This window comes from Snodgrassella sp. ESL0324 (assembly GCF_013344955.1).
Classification (GTDB): Bacteria; Pseudomonadota; Gammaproteobacteria; order Burkholderiales; family Neisseriaceae; genus Snodgrassella; species Snodgrassella alvi.
In genome coordinates this window covers 220,783-236,092 of record NZ_JAAEDS010000014.1, presented here as the reverse complement: position 1 = coordinate 236,092, position 15,310 = coordinate 220,783, and the positions used below count along the sequence as shown (strand labels likewise).

10 protein-coding genes are annotated in these 15,310 nt (G+C 41.9%); 3 read left to right on the top strand and 7 right to left on the bottom strand.

Annotation, left to right across the window (positions count from 1 at the left end):
- Positions 1-5: 5 nt before the first annotated feature.
- Entirely contained in the window at positions 6-2,222 is a 2,217-nt protein-coding gene (locus GYY70_RS08075) for a S8 family peptidase (RefSeq protein WP_174832008.1), read from the top strand.
- 91 nt (positions 2,223-2,313) lie between these two features.
- Here the strand turns inward: GYY70_RS08075 and GYY70_RS08070 are convergent, their stop codons facing one another.
- From GYY70_RS08070 to GYY70_RS08045, 6 genes are all read right to left on the bottom strand, one after another.
- Positions 2,314-6,144: a DUF3683 domain-containing protein gene (locus GYY70_RS08070; protein WP_174832007.1), complete on the bottom strand. Its 3,831-nt coding sequence runs from the start codon at positions 6,142-6,144 to the stop codon at positions 2,314-2,316.
- 295 nt (positions 6,145-6,439) lie between these two features.
- Complete coding sequence (locus GYY70_RS08065) at positions 6,440-7,126, bottom strand: GNA1162 family protein (protein WP_025331100.1); 687 nt, start codon at positions 7,124-7,126, stop codon at positions 6,440-6,442.
- Positions 7,126-7,482 carry a DUF4810 domain-containing protein gene (locus GYY70_RS08060; RefSeq protein ID WP_037390975.1) on the bottom strand — a complete coding sequence of 119 codons (357 nt, stop codon included), beginning with the start codon at positions 7,480-7,482 and terminating at the stop codon, positions 7,126-7,128. The genes GYY70_RS08065 and GYY70_RS08060 overlap by 1 nt, the downstream gene beginning before the upstream one ends.
- A gap of 32 nt (positions 7,483-7,514) precedes the next feature.
- The gene (locus GYY70_RS08055; RefSeq protein ID WP_174832006.1) at positions 7,515-8,177 is read right to left on the bottom strand and encodes a CsgG/HfaB family protein; all 663 of its coding nucleotides are present in this window, start codon (positions 8,175-8,177) and stop codon (positions 7,515-7,517) included.
- 113 nt (positions 8,178-8,290) lie between these two features.
- Positions 8,291-9,037, bottom strand: coding sequence for a pseudouridine synthase (locus tag GYY70_RS08050; RefSeq protein WP_174832005.1), 747 nt, complete (start codon positions 9,035-9,037; stop codon positions 8,291-8,293).
- Positions 9,034-10,191 (bottom strand): class I SAM-dependent RNA methyltransferase, encoded by a 1,158-nt coding sequence (locus GYY70_RS08045; RefSeq protein ID WP_174832004.1) that lies wholly within the window; start codon positions 10,189-10,191, stop codon positions 9,034-9,036. The genes GYY70_RS08050 and GYY70_RS08045 overlap by 4 nt, the downstream gene beginning before the upstream one ends.
- Positions 10,192-10,393: 202 nt before the next feature.
- On the opposite strand from GYY70_RS08045, the gene GYY70_RS08040 reads away from it, so the two are divergent.
- Positions 10,394-10,678 (top strand): YciI family protein, encoded by a 285-nt coding sequence (locus GYY70_RS08040; RefSeq protein ID WP_037391720.1) that lies wholly within the window; start codon positions 10,394-10,396, stop codon positions 10,676-10,678.
- 121 nt (positions 10,679-10,799) lie between these two features.
- Here the strand turns inward: GYY70_RS08040 and GYY70_RS08035 are convergent, their stop codons facing one another.
- Positions 10,800-11,858, bottom strand: a complete 1,059-nt coding sequence (locus tag GYY70_RS08035; RefSeq protein ID WP_084562544.1) for a bifunctional transcriptional activator/DNA repair enzyme AdaA — start codon at positions 11,856-11,858, stop codon at positions 10,800-10,802.
- A gap of 335 nt (positions 11,859-12,193) precedes the next feature.
- On the opposite strand from GYY70_RS08035, the gene GYY70_RS08030 reads away from it, so the two are divergent.
- Entirely contained in the window at positions 12,194-15,259 is a 3,066-nt protein-coding gene (locus tag GYY70_RS08030) for a tetratricopeptide repeat protein (protein WP_174832003.1), read from the top strand.
- Positions 15,260-15,310: the final 51 nt, after the last annotated feature.

The following is a 15,310-nucleotide window of genomic DNA, read 5'->3' as shown; positions in this document are numbered from 1 at the left end:
TTAAGATGACTCAAAATACGAATATGCTTTTAGGCTATGGTGAAACTTTAACTAATCCTGTGGTTTTATCAGGGAGGGGAGGAGAGAAAAAAAAACCATATACATATGAAGAGAATAAATCTGTAATTTTGGAAAAATTACAAAATTTAATTTTAAGTATTGATAAAATTCCTTTGTATGCAAAGCCGGATGGGAAAGCAGTTGCTAAATTTATACTTCATCCGACCTTTTTAGCAAAAAGTTACTTTCCAATTACTCTTTTGAATCATTTTTCTTTAGAAAGTATTGGTAGTAAATCTATTAAAATTAAACCACGTAAAAATCATAAAACGAAAGGAAAACAAGAGAACTACATTACTATATGTATTTTTGTAGCAGGAAAGAGAGAAAATTTTGAGTCATTTATTAATGAATTAAATAATGATACTTTTATTAATAATAAAAATTTAAAAAATGATTTTATTACTCTTGAAGATATATCAATCTTAGAGATATCAGATAAAATTAAAAATATAGATGATAATAATGTCAAAAAGGTAGAAGTTACTCTGCATACACCTAAAAATTCAACTTCAATTGTAAAAGATTTTGAAAAATTTGCTAAAAGCGAAAGTATAAACATTAATAATAATAAATGTATTGGAGTAAAAGGCTTAACTTTTATGTCTTTTGAAGCCAAAAAAGAAGATATAACAAAATTAGCTGAATTTTCATTTTTGAGAACAATTAGAAAACTTCCAGAATTAAGATTTACTGATCCAATTCTTACTAGTTCTGTGGAAGATTCAGAATTATTATCTTTACCAACTGAACAAGCAATTAATCCTGATTTAAAAGTTGCTATTTTTGATAGTGGAGTTGGAATTCCAGAATATAATTTATGGGTCAAGGAAATAGATTTAATTAAGGAAAAAAATTCAATTAATGATGAAAATACTCAAATAAGCCAAGTTGCACATGGTTTGGACGTTACATCAACAGTTTTATTTGGTTTAGTTGATTCTAAAACAGAAAAGCTAAAAATACCTTATTGTAATATAGATCATTATCGTGTTTTGGAGACTAATAATCATACTGATATTGATTTATTTGATGTTTTAGTTCGAATCAAATCTGTTTTAGAAAATAATAAATATGATTATGTCAATATCAGTATAGGGCCGAGATTACCTATAGATGACGATGATGTTCATGTTTGGACTTCGACATTAGAAGCGCTCTTTGCTGAAAACGGAACGTTATGCACAATTGCTGCAGGCAATGATGGTGAGTTACCTGACAGATTGAATAGAATTCAGCCACCTGCTGATTTGATTAATGCATTAACTGTAGGCGCTGCAACATCACTTTCTGATAATTGGCAAAGATGTTCATATAGTTGTATTGGCCCAGGTCGAAGCCCAGGTTATGTTAAACCTGATGGATTGGCTTTTGGAGGAACTGAAGATGAACCATTTCAAATTTATAATCCGGTATCTAAAGGTATTGCTCAAGTAGCAGGAACAAGTTTTGCTGCACCACTAGTATTAAGGCAGGCAATTGCTTTAAGTACTTTATTAAAATTTGATATTACACCTTTAACTGCTAAAGCTCTTCTGATTCATCATGCTGAAAAAAAGAAACTTGAACGTCGAGAAATTGGTTGGGGACGGTTTCCTGTAGATATAAGTGATATTGTGTATTGTAGCGATAATCAAGTTAAAGTTATATACCAAGGGGTATTAGAACCATCTAAATATATGAGAGCATTTATACCATTTCCTGATGCAGAAATAAACGGAAATATAAATATTAAAGCTACATTTTGCTTCACTAGTAATATTGATATTGAACATCCTGTAAACTCAACTAGAAGCGGATTAGAAGTAATAATGAGAAAAAATACTTTGCCTAAAGCCAGGACTTTCTCATTATTTAATATCAAAAATATATATGGCGATGAAAATGAAAAACGGTATCAAGGACATAAATGGGAGACTACTTTAAGAGCTGAACATACATTTAAAGAAACATTCGATTTTACTGAACCCTGTTTTGATATTAAGTATCATACGCGTGATTGCGGTATGCCCACGCGTGATAAAAATTTAGAAAATTTAGAATATGTACTTATTGTAACTTTATCGATTGAAAATATGCCAGATTTATATAATTTAATTCGGCAAAAATATCAAACTCTACAACCTATTGAAATTCAACAACAAGTAATGATAATGAATTAAAAAATTTTATTGATATTAATTTAATAGAATTTATTTTTGAGCTATATTTAGGTTGCTACTTAGTAAAGTAGCAACCTTTTTTTAATCCTATTTACAGTAACACCCGCTCAATCCCTCCGTTACTGGCTTTCTGCACAAATTCATCCTGCCAGTTTTCGCCCAGTATATGTTTGGCCATTTCAATTACTACATAATCAGCCTTGATATTTGCATCATCAGTATAACGGCTCAGGCCTTGCAGACAGGCGGGGCAGCTGGTGAGGATTTTTACTGGTTCGCCCTGAGGCAGCCTGGCTTTGCCTTTTTCGATTTCTTCCTGTTTGCGGAAGCGTACCTGTGTGGCAATATCCGGCCGGCTGACGGCAAACATGCCGGATTCACCGCAGCAGCGGTCTGACAGAGGTACGTTCTGCCCCATCAGCTCATTCACAACTTTTATCGGCTGGGTGGTTTTAATCGGGGTATGGCAGGGGTCGTGATACAGGTATTGCCGGCCTTTTACGCCGTTCAGTTTCAGGCCTTTTTCCAGCAGGTATTCGTGAATATCGAGTATGCGGCAGCCGGGGAAAATTTTATCGAAGTGATAATCTTTGAGCTGGTCGTAACAGGTTCCGCAGCTTACAACTACGGTTTTGATATCCAGATAGTTCAGGGTATTGGCTACACGATGGAACAGTACGCGGTTGTCCATGGTGATTTTATCGCCTTTGTCTTTATTACCGCCGGCGGTTTGCGGATAGCCGCAGCACAGATAGCCCGGCGGTAAGACGGTTTGGACGCCTACATGCCAGAGCATGGCCTGAGTAGCGAGACCTATCTGGCTGAACAGTCGCTCGGAGCCGCAGCCGGGAAAGTAGAAAACGGCTTCGGCTTCATCGCTGATTTGCGGATTGCGGATAATCGGTACGGTGGTGCTGTCTTCGATATTCAGCAGGGCACGGGCTGTTTTAATCGGTACGTGGCGCGGTAAAGGGCGGTTGATAAAGTGTATTACCTGTTCGCGGATTTCCGGCTTGGCGGTGGTGGCACGTGGCGCGGTTTTCTGGCGCTTCAGCCAGCCAAGGCTAAAGTGCTTACCCATTTCATAGCCCCAGTTTTGCAGTCTGAAGCCGGCTTTAACGACACCTGTACGCAGGGCTTTGATGGTTCTGGGGTCGGTGGCGTTAAGAAAGGCCATGCCCATGTATACGGTGGGATTGAATTTCTTTTTACCGGCTTTGCGCAGGTAGTTGCGCATGGCTACGGTAACGTCGCCAAAGTCGATTTTTACCGGACAGGGTTTTATGCAGCGGTGGCACACGGTACAGTGATCGGCCACGCTGTTCAGTTCATCAAAATGTTTCAGGGAAACGCCGCGGCGGGTTTGCTCTTCGTACAGGAAGGCTTCGGTAAGCAGACCGACACCCAGAATTTTATTGCGCGGTGAGTACAGCAGGTTAGCGCGCGGTACATGGGTACTGCACACGGGTTTACATTTGCCGCAGCGCAGACAGTCTTTGATGGAGTGGGCAATTTTACCCAGCTCAGACTGTTCCATAATCAGGGATTCTACGCCCAGCAGCTCAAATGAGGGAGTATAGGCTTTGTCGAGGTTGGCACCGGGCATCAGTTTGCCGCGGTTAAAATGGCCGTGCGGGTCTACCTGCTGTTTGTAATCCCAGTAGGGCTGCATTTCTGCCTGTGTCAGGTAGTCGATTTTGGTAATGCCGATGCCGTGCTCACCGGAAATAACGCCGTTAAGGCTGCGCGCCAGTGCCATGATGCGGTCTACGGCATGATGAGCGGTTTGCAGCATGTCGTAGTCGTCGGAATTAACCGGGATGTTGGTATGGACATTGCCGTCACCGGCATGCATATGCAGGGCAACGAAGACACGGCCGCGGATGATATGGCGATGAATTTCGTCGAGCTTTTCAAGTATCAGGGTATCGGTTTTGCCGCTGAATATTTCGGCCAGTGGCTGCATGATGTCGCGTTTGATGGATACGCGCAGATGAAAATCACGCATGGCGATAAAGCAGCTCTGGTCGCCAGCCGGTTCGTTGTCTTCGAGTTTTTGCGGAAACTGCTGCAGATAGTCGGCCAGTGGTGTGTCGAGATGGTTGAGCAGCCATGTCCAGCGGGTCTGAATACCGGTGATGTAATCAAGGGCATGCTGTTTGCGGGAGCCGAGCAGCTCGGCGCTGGAAAGGTCGGTATCGAGTTTATCTACCGGCAGTTTGGTTTGCAGATATTCGATGATGGCCGCGCACAGAGCAAGTTTGTTCTGAATCGACAGCTCAATGTTGATGCGTTCGATACCGTCGGAATAGCTGCCAAGCTGTTCAAGAGGGATAACAACGTCTTCATTGATTTTAAACGCATTGGTATGGCGGGCGATGGCGGCCGTACGTGAGCGGTCGAGCCAGAAAGTTTTGCGTGCTTCAGGAGTAACGGCGATAAAGCCTTCGCCGCAGCGGGCGTTGGCCAGCCGCACGATATGAGCTGCTGCTGCCTGTACTTCATTTTCATCATCTGAAACGATGTCGGCCAGTAATACCATTTTCGGGCGGCCTTTGCCAGCTGCCTTAGTAGCGTAACCAACGGCGCGCACGTAGCGCCAGTCGAGATGCTCCAGCCCCGCCAGTTTGACGGTTTTATGGTTAAGCATGTAATTGCGCACTTCGACGATGGATGGGGTGGCATTGGCTACCGTGCCGAAAAACTCCATACAGATGGTACGGGTGTATTTAGGCATGCGGTGTAAAACGAAAGCAGCAGAGGTGATGATGCCATCCGTGCCTTCTTTCTGCACTCCCGGTACGCCGGCAAGGAATTTATCGGTAACGTCTTTACCCAGACCTACTTTGCGGAAACGCTGCCCGGGTACTTCGAGACGCTCGGTTTTAAGGATGCTGTAGCCGTCGTTATCAAGGGTATGTATGTCAAATATGGCGGTGGTTTCGTCGTGGATTTTGCCGAAATTATGGCGTACACGTTCTATTTTCAGCCATTGCCCCTGCGGGTTGACCATTTTCCACCACGCCAGATTATCCAGAGTGGTGCCCCACAATACGGCTTTTTTACCGCCGGCATTCATGGCTACGTTGCCGCCGATACAGCAGGCATCGGCAGATGTAGGGTCTACGGCAAAAACCCATCCGGCAGCACTGGCCGCTTCTTCTACACGGCGGGTAACTACTCCGGCACCGCAGGTAATTACCGGATAAGTGCCTTCCAGCCCGGGCAGTTGCTGTAAGGCAACCGGGCTGTACTGGTCGAGTTTTTCGGTATTGATTACGGCGCTCATGGCGTCCATCGGAATGGCACCACCGGTATAGCCGGTACCGCCGCCGCGCGGAATGATGGTGAGCTCCAGCTCAATTAAAGCGCGTACAAGCGGTGCAACTTCTTTTTCGTGATCCGGGTTGATAACTACAAAAGGGTATTCAACACGCCAGTCGGTAGCATCGGTAACGTGGCTGACGCGCGCCAGCCCGTCGAACATAATGTTGTCTTTGTGGGTGATTTTACGCAGGCGGTTGAATACCTGTTCGCGTTTGCTGCGGGTTTTGCCAAAGCTGCTGTCAAAATCGCTGATGGCCTGCTCTGTGCTTTTTATCAGCTGCTCGACCATCTGGTTGTTGTCGCGCCGTTTCTGAATTTCGCTGAGGCGGTGGCGCATTTCTTTAACCAGTGCCTGCTGGCGATGCTGGTGTTCGAGCAGGTCGTCAATCAGGTAAGGATTGCGGATAACTGCCCAGATATCTCCGAGTATTTCAAACAGCATTCGTGCTGAGCGGCCGGTTCGTCTTTGCTCGCGCAGCTGTTGCAATAAATCCCAAGAATGGCTGCCGAGCAGGCGAATGACTATTTCTCTGTCGGAATAAGAAGTGTAGTTATAGGGGATTTCGCGTATACGCTGACTGGCTTGTGTGCTCATTAAACGTGTTCCGTTCCGCTCTGCTGGCGTTAAATTGGTAAGGCTGTAAATTGGTTATTTTAACTGTTTACTTTACTTTTCGCAGTTTTGTCTGATAACAATTTAGGTGAAAACAGTGGTAATGGCAATGGAAAAATCTGCTGGTTTGATGGTATTTTGTTTCATGTACCCGTTTTTAAAGGTGCATTTTATTATTTGGCCGGATGCTTTCCGGCTTTTGGGTACTTACAGTTTAAGTGCAGAATAATTGATTGGCATGTAAGTCTGTAAAGATGCTTTTATTGAGAGAGGTAAGTTAATTTACGGATTCAACGGGGATAACCGGTTTTTTATATCCGGGGTTGTAAGGTCCGAAGAGTATGCCATTAGTTTCCTCAGCTGACAGTAAACCGGTATCTACTGCACCAGCAACGATATAAGCTTTATCGGAGACTTTATTTGAAATCTGTGTAATCACGGCATTGACCATCAGTGAAAAAATATCATTGTTGCTATTATTACTGGAATCTATGGTGATATTTTTTTCTCCGCTCCAGATAATCGAACCGTTTTTAGCATCTATCAGTTTGGCTTCTACGGTAACAGTGGTAACGCTACTGATTACTTTGTATTTTGTGCCATAGTCTTTTACGTTTAAGTACAGGATGGCATCAGGATTGTAAATCTGTCTGATTTTGTTTATGTCTATTGCCTGAATTTCAGCTCCATCATTCAGACCATTGTCTTTAAATGTTTCATTAACCAGAGCTACAGGAAAAACATAATAACCTGATTCAGCTAATGGTTGTGTTGTCTGAGCCAATACAGCATATGGTGCTTTTGTATCAACTGAGGAGCTGGTGGGCAGTAATACCAGAATAGAATGCGGATCACTTTGCCGGAATTTGCTGTAATCATGCGGCTGTGGCTGGTAATGAGAGGTGGAACAGGCGAAAAGTAAAGTAGTAACCGCCAGAGAAAGCAGTAATTTGAAAAAGCGCATTATGATTTATCTTTGTCAATATTTTTTAACAGGAAGTTCATATAAGTTGCTGATTCGGGAAAAGCGGCTTTTTCTTTTTCAAACTGAGCTTTAGCACCGGCGCGGTTGCCGGCCTGTGCATACAGCATCCCCAGATGTGCATGGGCTCCCGGTGCCGGCTTACTGTGATGATTGGCAGCATCAATAAAATATTTTTCCATACCGGCAATCTGTTCTTCCAGTGAGGTTTTACCGTCCAGTGCCTGATATTGCAGTTTGTGATAATCACCCCAGTAGTAAAGTGTGGCAGACTGACTCTGATGAGCGCATACAGCCAGTATCAGGGTCGCGATGGCGGTTGTTATTATTTTTTTCATTTCGGATTTGATGTGTGCAGAAAGGTTTTATGTTAAGGCTGAGGATTCCATTGTCCTGATTCAATGCCATTAACCAGATTGTTTACTGCTTCTCGAATGGCTAAATCAAGCACTTTTCCGTTAAGGGTTCCGTCATAGCTGGCATAGCCGCCGGTACCGAGTATTTCGCGTGTGGAAAGTTTGAATTCTCCGGCACCCTGACTTGAATAAACGATTTCTGCTGTTTGCACATCAATGATGTTAAGGGTAACTTTGGCATAGGCTACCTGAGTTTTTCCCTGACCAAGAATGCCGAATAATTGTTCATCACCTATAGTTTTACGTCCGAATTCTGAAATATCACCAGTTACAATGTAGCGCGCGCCCTTGAGCTTTTGTTGCATACCGTTGATATTGGCTTCATTACGGATTTCATCCAGATTAGTACGATCCAGAACAATAAAACGACCTGTTTGCTGTAAATCAGTCATCAGAATGGTTTTCGCCTGACTGGTAAGCTGATTATTGCTGTTGCTGAAAATACCGCTGCCCAGATTACCACGGCTGTCAAACTTCCCTACAGCCAGCTGAGTTTTTATGCCGTTGTATGCTTGCTGATAAGTGGCTACTTTGGGAGTGTTGATTACTTGTGATGTTTCTGTTGCACAAGCGGATAGCAGGCTGGCACTCAGCAGGGTAAGATAAATTTTTTTCATATTGAGCTGCATATATTATTTCTTCAGCCTGTATCTGGGAAAATATTGATGTTAAAAGATATTATTAGTATTTTCAATTAAATATAATTTATATCCGTTCAGGTTGCAGAGTATCAGAATTTTTCCTGCGGGCTTAAATAACGCCATTGCCCCGGTGGTAGGGCACCCAGTTTGATTTTACCCATGCGTACCCGTTTCAGACCGGTTACACGTAAGCCTACCAGTTCACACATGCGCCTGATTTGGCGTTTTTTACCTTGTTTAAGTATAAAGCGCAGCTGATCCTGATTTTGCCAGCTGACTTTAGCCGGCCGCAGTTTTTCACCGTCAAGACTTAATCCGTGGTTCAGCAGCGCCAGACCGCTTTCACTCAGTTTGCCGGTTACGCGTACGAGATATTCTTTTTCGATACCACTGTGTTCACCGATCAGCTGTTTGGCAATACGCCCGTCCTGAGTAAGTACCAGCAAGCCTACTGAATCGATATCCAGACGGCCGGCCGGCGCCAGATGGCGTGTATGCTCCGGCTGAAACTGAATCCGGCTTTTGTCTTCCTGCCAGTGGTTGGCTTCGGTAATCAGCTCTACGGCCGCACGATAACCTTTTTCTGGCTGCGCGCTGACAAAGCCTACTGGCTTATTCAGTATAATGGTAACGCGTTCGGCTTGCTGACGGTGCGCCTTCCGGTCGAGGTCGATGCGATCACTATTAAAAACTTTTTGTCCGAGTACGGCGGTTTTACCATTAACTTTTACCCAGCCTTTTTCAATATAGCTGTCTGCTTCACGGCGTGAGCATAAACCCAGTTGCGCCATGCGCTTTGACAGACGCTGAGCTTCGTTTTGTTCTGTAGTTGTCATGCTTTATGCTCTTTTTGTCGATTAGAACCGGCTACCATATCCAGCAGGAACAGGCGGCAATCCAGATTACCGTTAAACAATGGGATTTTACGTTTTGGCGACAGACGCATCAGTTTGGGCATATCACGGTCGGCGCTGAACATACCGATCAGCCAGCCGGCAAAATGTTGTTTCAGCCAGCTGCCTAATTGGGGATATAAAGCGTGTAAGAGCTGAATTTCAGAAAGGCGGACACCATAAGGCGGATTGCTTATCATGATGCCGTTATTCCCGTTCGGACGGGTATCCAGTACATCTGTTACCTGCCATTGAATATATTGCTCCATACCGGCATAGCGGGCGTTGTCCTGAGCCAGTCTGATTAGCCTGCTATCAATATCTGCTCCGAAAACCGGTGCAGATGGCTGGTGTATGGCTGCCTGAGCAGCGCGACGCAGCTGCTGCCATAAATTATCATTATAATTATTCAGTTTTTCAAAACCGAAAGCACGTTCCAGCCCGGGTGCTGTGCCGGTGGCAATCAGTGCGGCTTCAATGGCAAGAGTACCACTGCCGCAAAAAGGATCCATAAAGGGCTGGCTGCCGTTATAGCCAGCCAGTAACAGTAAACCGGCCGCCAGATTTTCACGTAATGGTGCTTCACCGGTGTCACTGCGGTAGCCACGTTTGAATAAGGCTTCACCACTGCTGTCCAGATAAACAGATATTTCGTTTTTCACAATAAAGACATGAATGCGGATATCCGGACGAAATTTTTCTATACTGGGGCGGCGGCCGGTTTTATCGCGAAATACATCGCAGATAGCATCTTTTACTTTGAGCGCAGCAAAATTAAGGCTGTTGATTTGTGCCTGTTTGCCTTCGATATGAATTTTGAAATTTTTATCTACGTCAAACCATTCAGGCCAGCAGATTTTCCGGGCCAGTTGATAAATTTCGTTTTCGTTGCGAAAGTGGCCGGTAGTCAGACGGATAAGTACCCGGCTGGCTACACGGCTGTGCAGATTAATTTTGTATACGCTGGCTAAATCACCTGTAAGTGCGATACCGCCGTCACGATTATGAATCTGCTCACAGCCCAGAGTAACCAGTTCCTGATTTAATATGGTTTCCAGCCCGCGCGGACAGCTTACGAAAAGAGAATATGAATTCATGCAGTACTTTATTTAAAGAAGATAGGACATGCTAAATTGGTTTGCGCATGTATAAATAGTATGATTGTAATATTGAAGTTTATGTGCTGACTATTGTTTATGTTTTCGGGCTTGCAAATTTGAGTGATTAAGCGTGAAGATAACCTTAAGATGAAAAGGGACAAGAAGTCTGTATATGTCTAATTAATCGGGGATAAATACCATGTTTATTTTTAAACTGCATTATTTGAAGTCGATAGAAGAAGTAGAAAAATATTTGCCTGCTCATCTGAATTATTTGCAGGAACACTATGATAGTGGTGATTTTATTGCTTCCGGCCGGCAGGTACCGCGCATCGGCGGAGTTATTCTGTGCCGGGCGGCCAGTAAAGAATCGGCGCAGTCTATTATGGTTAAAGATCCGTTTTACATTCATCAGATTGCCGAATATGAACTGATTGAATTTATACCGACAAAATATGCATCAGGTTTTGAAGCGTTTATTTAAAAAACATTTTCAGAATGATGTTTACTTGTTTTTTGTGTTACAGGCAGATAAACGGTAAATCATCATTATGCTGACGCTCAAATCGCATTACTGGTTTTATTAGCCTGATGTGTAAACAATTTTATGATTTAAGATTACTTTTTTCATGGTCAATCAGCCATTTTTTACGTTCCAGCCCTCCGCCGTAGCCGGTTAATTTACCATTGGAGCCGATTACTCTGTGACAGGGGATAATAATAGCAATACGATTGAAACCATTGGCATTGGCTACCGCCCGGACTGCCTGAGGATTATGCAGTTTTTCTGCCTGTTGTTTATAGGTAGTGAGTTCTCCGTAGGGGATCTGTTTGAGACAATTCCAGACTGCCTGTTGAAAATCAGTGCCGGGAGTATGTAGTGGAATAGAAAAATATTTTCGTTTTCCTTCAAAATATTCCTTAATTTGAATTCTGGTCTGAATTATATGTTCATTTTCACCAAAAATAATTGTGGCATTCAGTAATTGCTGTAATTGTTTAAACTCTGTTTCTAACATCCGCCGGTCGACGAATTCCAGCAAACAGACTCCCTGTTGCGTGGCGCAGACAAACATCGGACCTATAGGTGTGGTCAGCCGGTTAATAAGTATGATGTTGTTGTTTAAATGGCCGGATGGTGAGTTTTTAGCAATTTTTTTATAGATATAGCCAAAGCCGCTTAATGATCCATAACCATTATCGAAAGCGACATCTATTATTTTTTTACCGGTTTTCAATTCCTGATATGCCTGATTAATCCGGTACATTCTCTGATATGCCTGAAAAGTAATTCCATAATTTTTTTTAAACCAGCGGCGAACAATTTCCGGACTGATTTCATGTGCTCTTAATACGGAATCAGAAATTTTTATCTTCGGATTCTGAGTAATCATTTTTATGGCATTAATAATTTGTTTGGGTGCCTCATTGGCATTTTCAGTCGGTCGGCAAATTTTACATGGGCGGTAACCTGCATTCAGAGCTTCTTTGACTGTATAAAAAAATTCTGTGTTTTCTAATTTAGGCTTTTTTGCTCTGCATGTTGCGATACAAAATATTGAGGTGGTTTTCACACCTGCATAAAAAATACCAACATAATTTTGATCTTTGGTGAGTAAGGCCTGATAGTATTTTTTGATTTCATTTATCTCTGTAACTGGCATTTAAAATATACTTTCCTGTATTTTGTGAACACTGTAAACCAATTCATCTGCCTGCAATGGTGTAGTTAAATTACTTTTTTTGCATAATTTAATTAGGCTTATTTAAAGTTAAAAGATTATGTAATTAGGTTCTGGAATGAGCATAGCTAAATTTGCTCCAATGTAGTTTCTGTTGATGTAGCAGTAAATAAAAAGATATTAAAAATTAATGCTGACAATAACAACCGAAAAATGGATAACTATTTTTATAATTTGAATTATTAGATTGTATGATTTAATCTCTTTGTAATTTAAAATAAAAATATTGTGAAAATAATATAAATCGGTTTTGCAAAATGAGTAATGAAAAGATGGAAACAAAAAAATCAGATAAGTTTTTAAGTACTCTGGAAGCAGCTCAAAAAGGAGATGCGGATGCCCAATTTGCTCTGGGTGGTATGTGTGAAGATGGAGATGGAACGGAGCAGGATTATACAGAGGCATATAAATACTATAAGTTGGCTGCCGAACAGGGAAATATCGATGCACAAGTCAAATTGGGTTATCTGTATGAATACGGCTTAGGTGTAGAAAAGAATTATGAAAAGGCATTTGCATATTATTCAGCGGCAGCAGCTCAGGGAGATGCTACTGCACAGTATTTTTTAGGTAATTTGTATTGTTACGGTACAAAACAAAATTACACTAAAAGCTTTGAATATTATAAATTAGCCGCGCAACAAGGTATTAGTGAAGCACTATGCACTTTAGGATATATTTATGATGTTGGAAAGGTGGTTGCTCAGGATTATGCAGAGGCATATAAATACTATAAATTGGCTGCTGAACAGGGAAATATCGATGCACAAGTCAATTTAGGCACTATGTATTATGAGGGTAAAGGTGTAGAACAGGATTATGAAAAAGCGGCTGAGTATTATTCAGTTGCAGCTGAGCAAGGAGATGCTACATCTCAGTATTATCTGGGTAATATGTATTTTTACGGAAAAGGTATAAAGCGGAATTATATTAAAAGTATTGAATATTATCGCTTAGCTGCACAACAGGGTAATAGTTATGCGCAATTTGCTCTGGGTGTTATGTATGCTGAAAGTTATGCTGTAGAGCAGGATTATGAAAAAGCGGCTGAGTATTATTTAGCTGCGGCAGAACAGGGAAATGCAAATGCCCAGTGTAATTTAGGTAATTTATTTTACTTTGGAAAAGGTGTAGAACAAAATTACACTAAAAGTTTTGAATACTATAAATTAGCTGCGCAACAGGGGGATAGTAAGGCCCAATTTAATTTGGGTTTATGCTATGAAACGGGCGATGGTGTAGAGCAGAATTATGAAAAGGCAGCTGAATATTATTCAGCTGCAGCTGAACAGGAACATGCTGGTGCCCAGTATAAATTAGGTAGATTGTATGAAGATGGTTATGGTGTAGAGCAGAATTATGAAAAGGCGGTTGAGTATTATTTGGCTGCAGCTGCACAGGGAGATGCTGCTGCCCAATTTAATTTGGGTGTATGCTATGAAAAGGGCGAGGGTGTAGATCAGAGCTATGAAAAGGCAGTTGAATATTATTCAGCAGCAGCTGAACAGGGAGATGCTGCTGCCCAATTTAATTTGGGCGTATGCTATGAAACGGGCGATAGTGTAGAGCAGAATTATGAAAAGGCAGCAGAGTATTATTCAGCTGCAGCAGCACAGGGACATGCAAATGCTCAGTGTAATTTAGGTGTATTGTATGAAAATGGCGAGGGTGTAGATCAGAGCTGTGAAAAGGCATTTGAATATTATTCAGCTGCAGCTGAACAGGGACATGCTGCTGCCCAGTGTAATTTAGGTAGATTGTATGAAAATGGTGATGGTGTAGAGCAGAATTATGAAAAGGCAGCTGAATATTATTCAACTGCAGCTGAACAGGGATATGCTAATGCCCAGTGTAATTTAGGTATATTGTATGAAAATGGTGATGGTGTAGAGCAGAATTATGAAAAGGCATTTGAATATTATTCAGCTGCAGCTGAACAGGGACATGCAAATGCTCAGTGTAATTTAGGTGTATTGTATGAAACGGGCGATGGTGTAGATCAGAGCTGTGAAAAGGCGGTTGAATATTATTCGGCTGCAGCTGAACAGGGAGATGCTGTTGCCCAGTGTAATTTAGGTAGATTATATGAAAATGGTTATGGTGTAGAGCAGAACTATGAAAAAGCGGCTGAGTATTATAAATTAGCTGCGCAACAGGGGGATAGTAATGCCCAATTTAATTTGGGTTTATACTATGAAAAGGGCGATGGTGTAGATCAGAGCTATGAAAGGGCGGCAGAATATTATTCAGCTGCAGCAGCACAGGGACATGCTGCTGCCCAATGTAATTTAGGATTTTTATATCACAACGGCGATGGTGTAGAGCAGAATTATGAAAAGGCAGCAGAGTATTATTCGGCCTCAGCAGAACAGGGAGATGCTGCTGCCCAGTGTAATTTAGGTATATTGTATGAAGATGGTTATGGTGTAGAGCAGGATTATGAAAAGGCAGCAGAGTATTATTCAGCTTCAGCTGAACAGGGATGTGCTGCTGGTCAGAGTAATTTAGGTTTATTGTATGTCTGTGGCTATGGTGTAGAGCAGGATTATGAAAAGGCAGCAGAGTATTACTCAGCAGCGGTAGCACAGGGATATGCTGTTGCTAAGTATAATTTAGGTATATTGTATGAAAATGGTTATGGTGTAGAGCAGAATTATGAAAAGGCAGCAGAGTATTATTCAGCTGCAGCAGCACAGGGAAATGCAAATGCTCAGTGTAATTTAGGTGTATTGTATGAAAATGGCGATGGTGTAGAGCAGAATTATGAAAAGGCAGCAGAGTATTATTTAGCAGCAGCTACACAGGGACATGCTGTTGCCCAGAGTAATTTAGGTAATTTATATTGCTATGGTAGAGGTGTAGAAAAAAATTACAACAAAAGTTTTAAATATCATCAGTTAGCTGCGCAACAAGACTATAGTGAATCACAATATCAACTAGGTTTGATGTATTGTAAAGGTCTTGGAGTAAAACTGAGTAAGATTAATACTTATAAATATTATTTAAAAGCATCTACGCAAAAGCATGTTAATGCCGAGAATGAACTGGGATGCATGTATGCTGAAGGTAAGGGAATAAAACACAATTTTAAAATAGCAAGGGATTATTTTTATTCAGCCGCCAGAAAAGGACATAGTGGAGCACTAAATAAGTTAGGACTTATGTTTCTCTCAGGAAATGGTGTACGGCAGAATTATATGAAAGCAGTATATTACTTTTGTTTGGCAGCAAAACGAGGTGAAACAGAGGCATGGTACAATTTAGGAATAATGTATGCCGATGGTCAGGGTGTGAAAAAAATAAATGCTTTGCCCGGCAACTGATCAAAAGAAGCGCGGTATACAAAAAAACCGGGGACACGTAGATTTTATCAG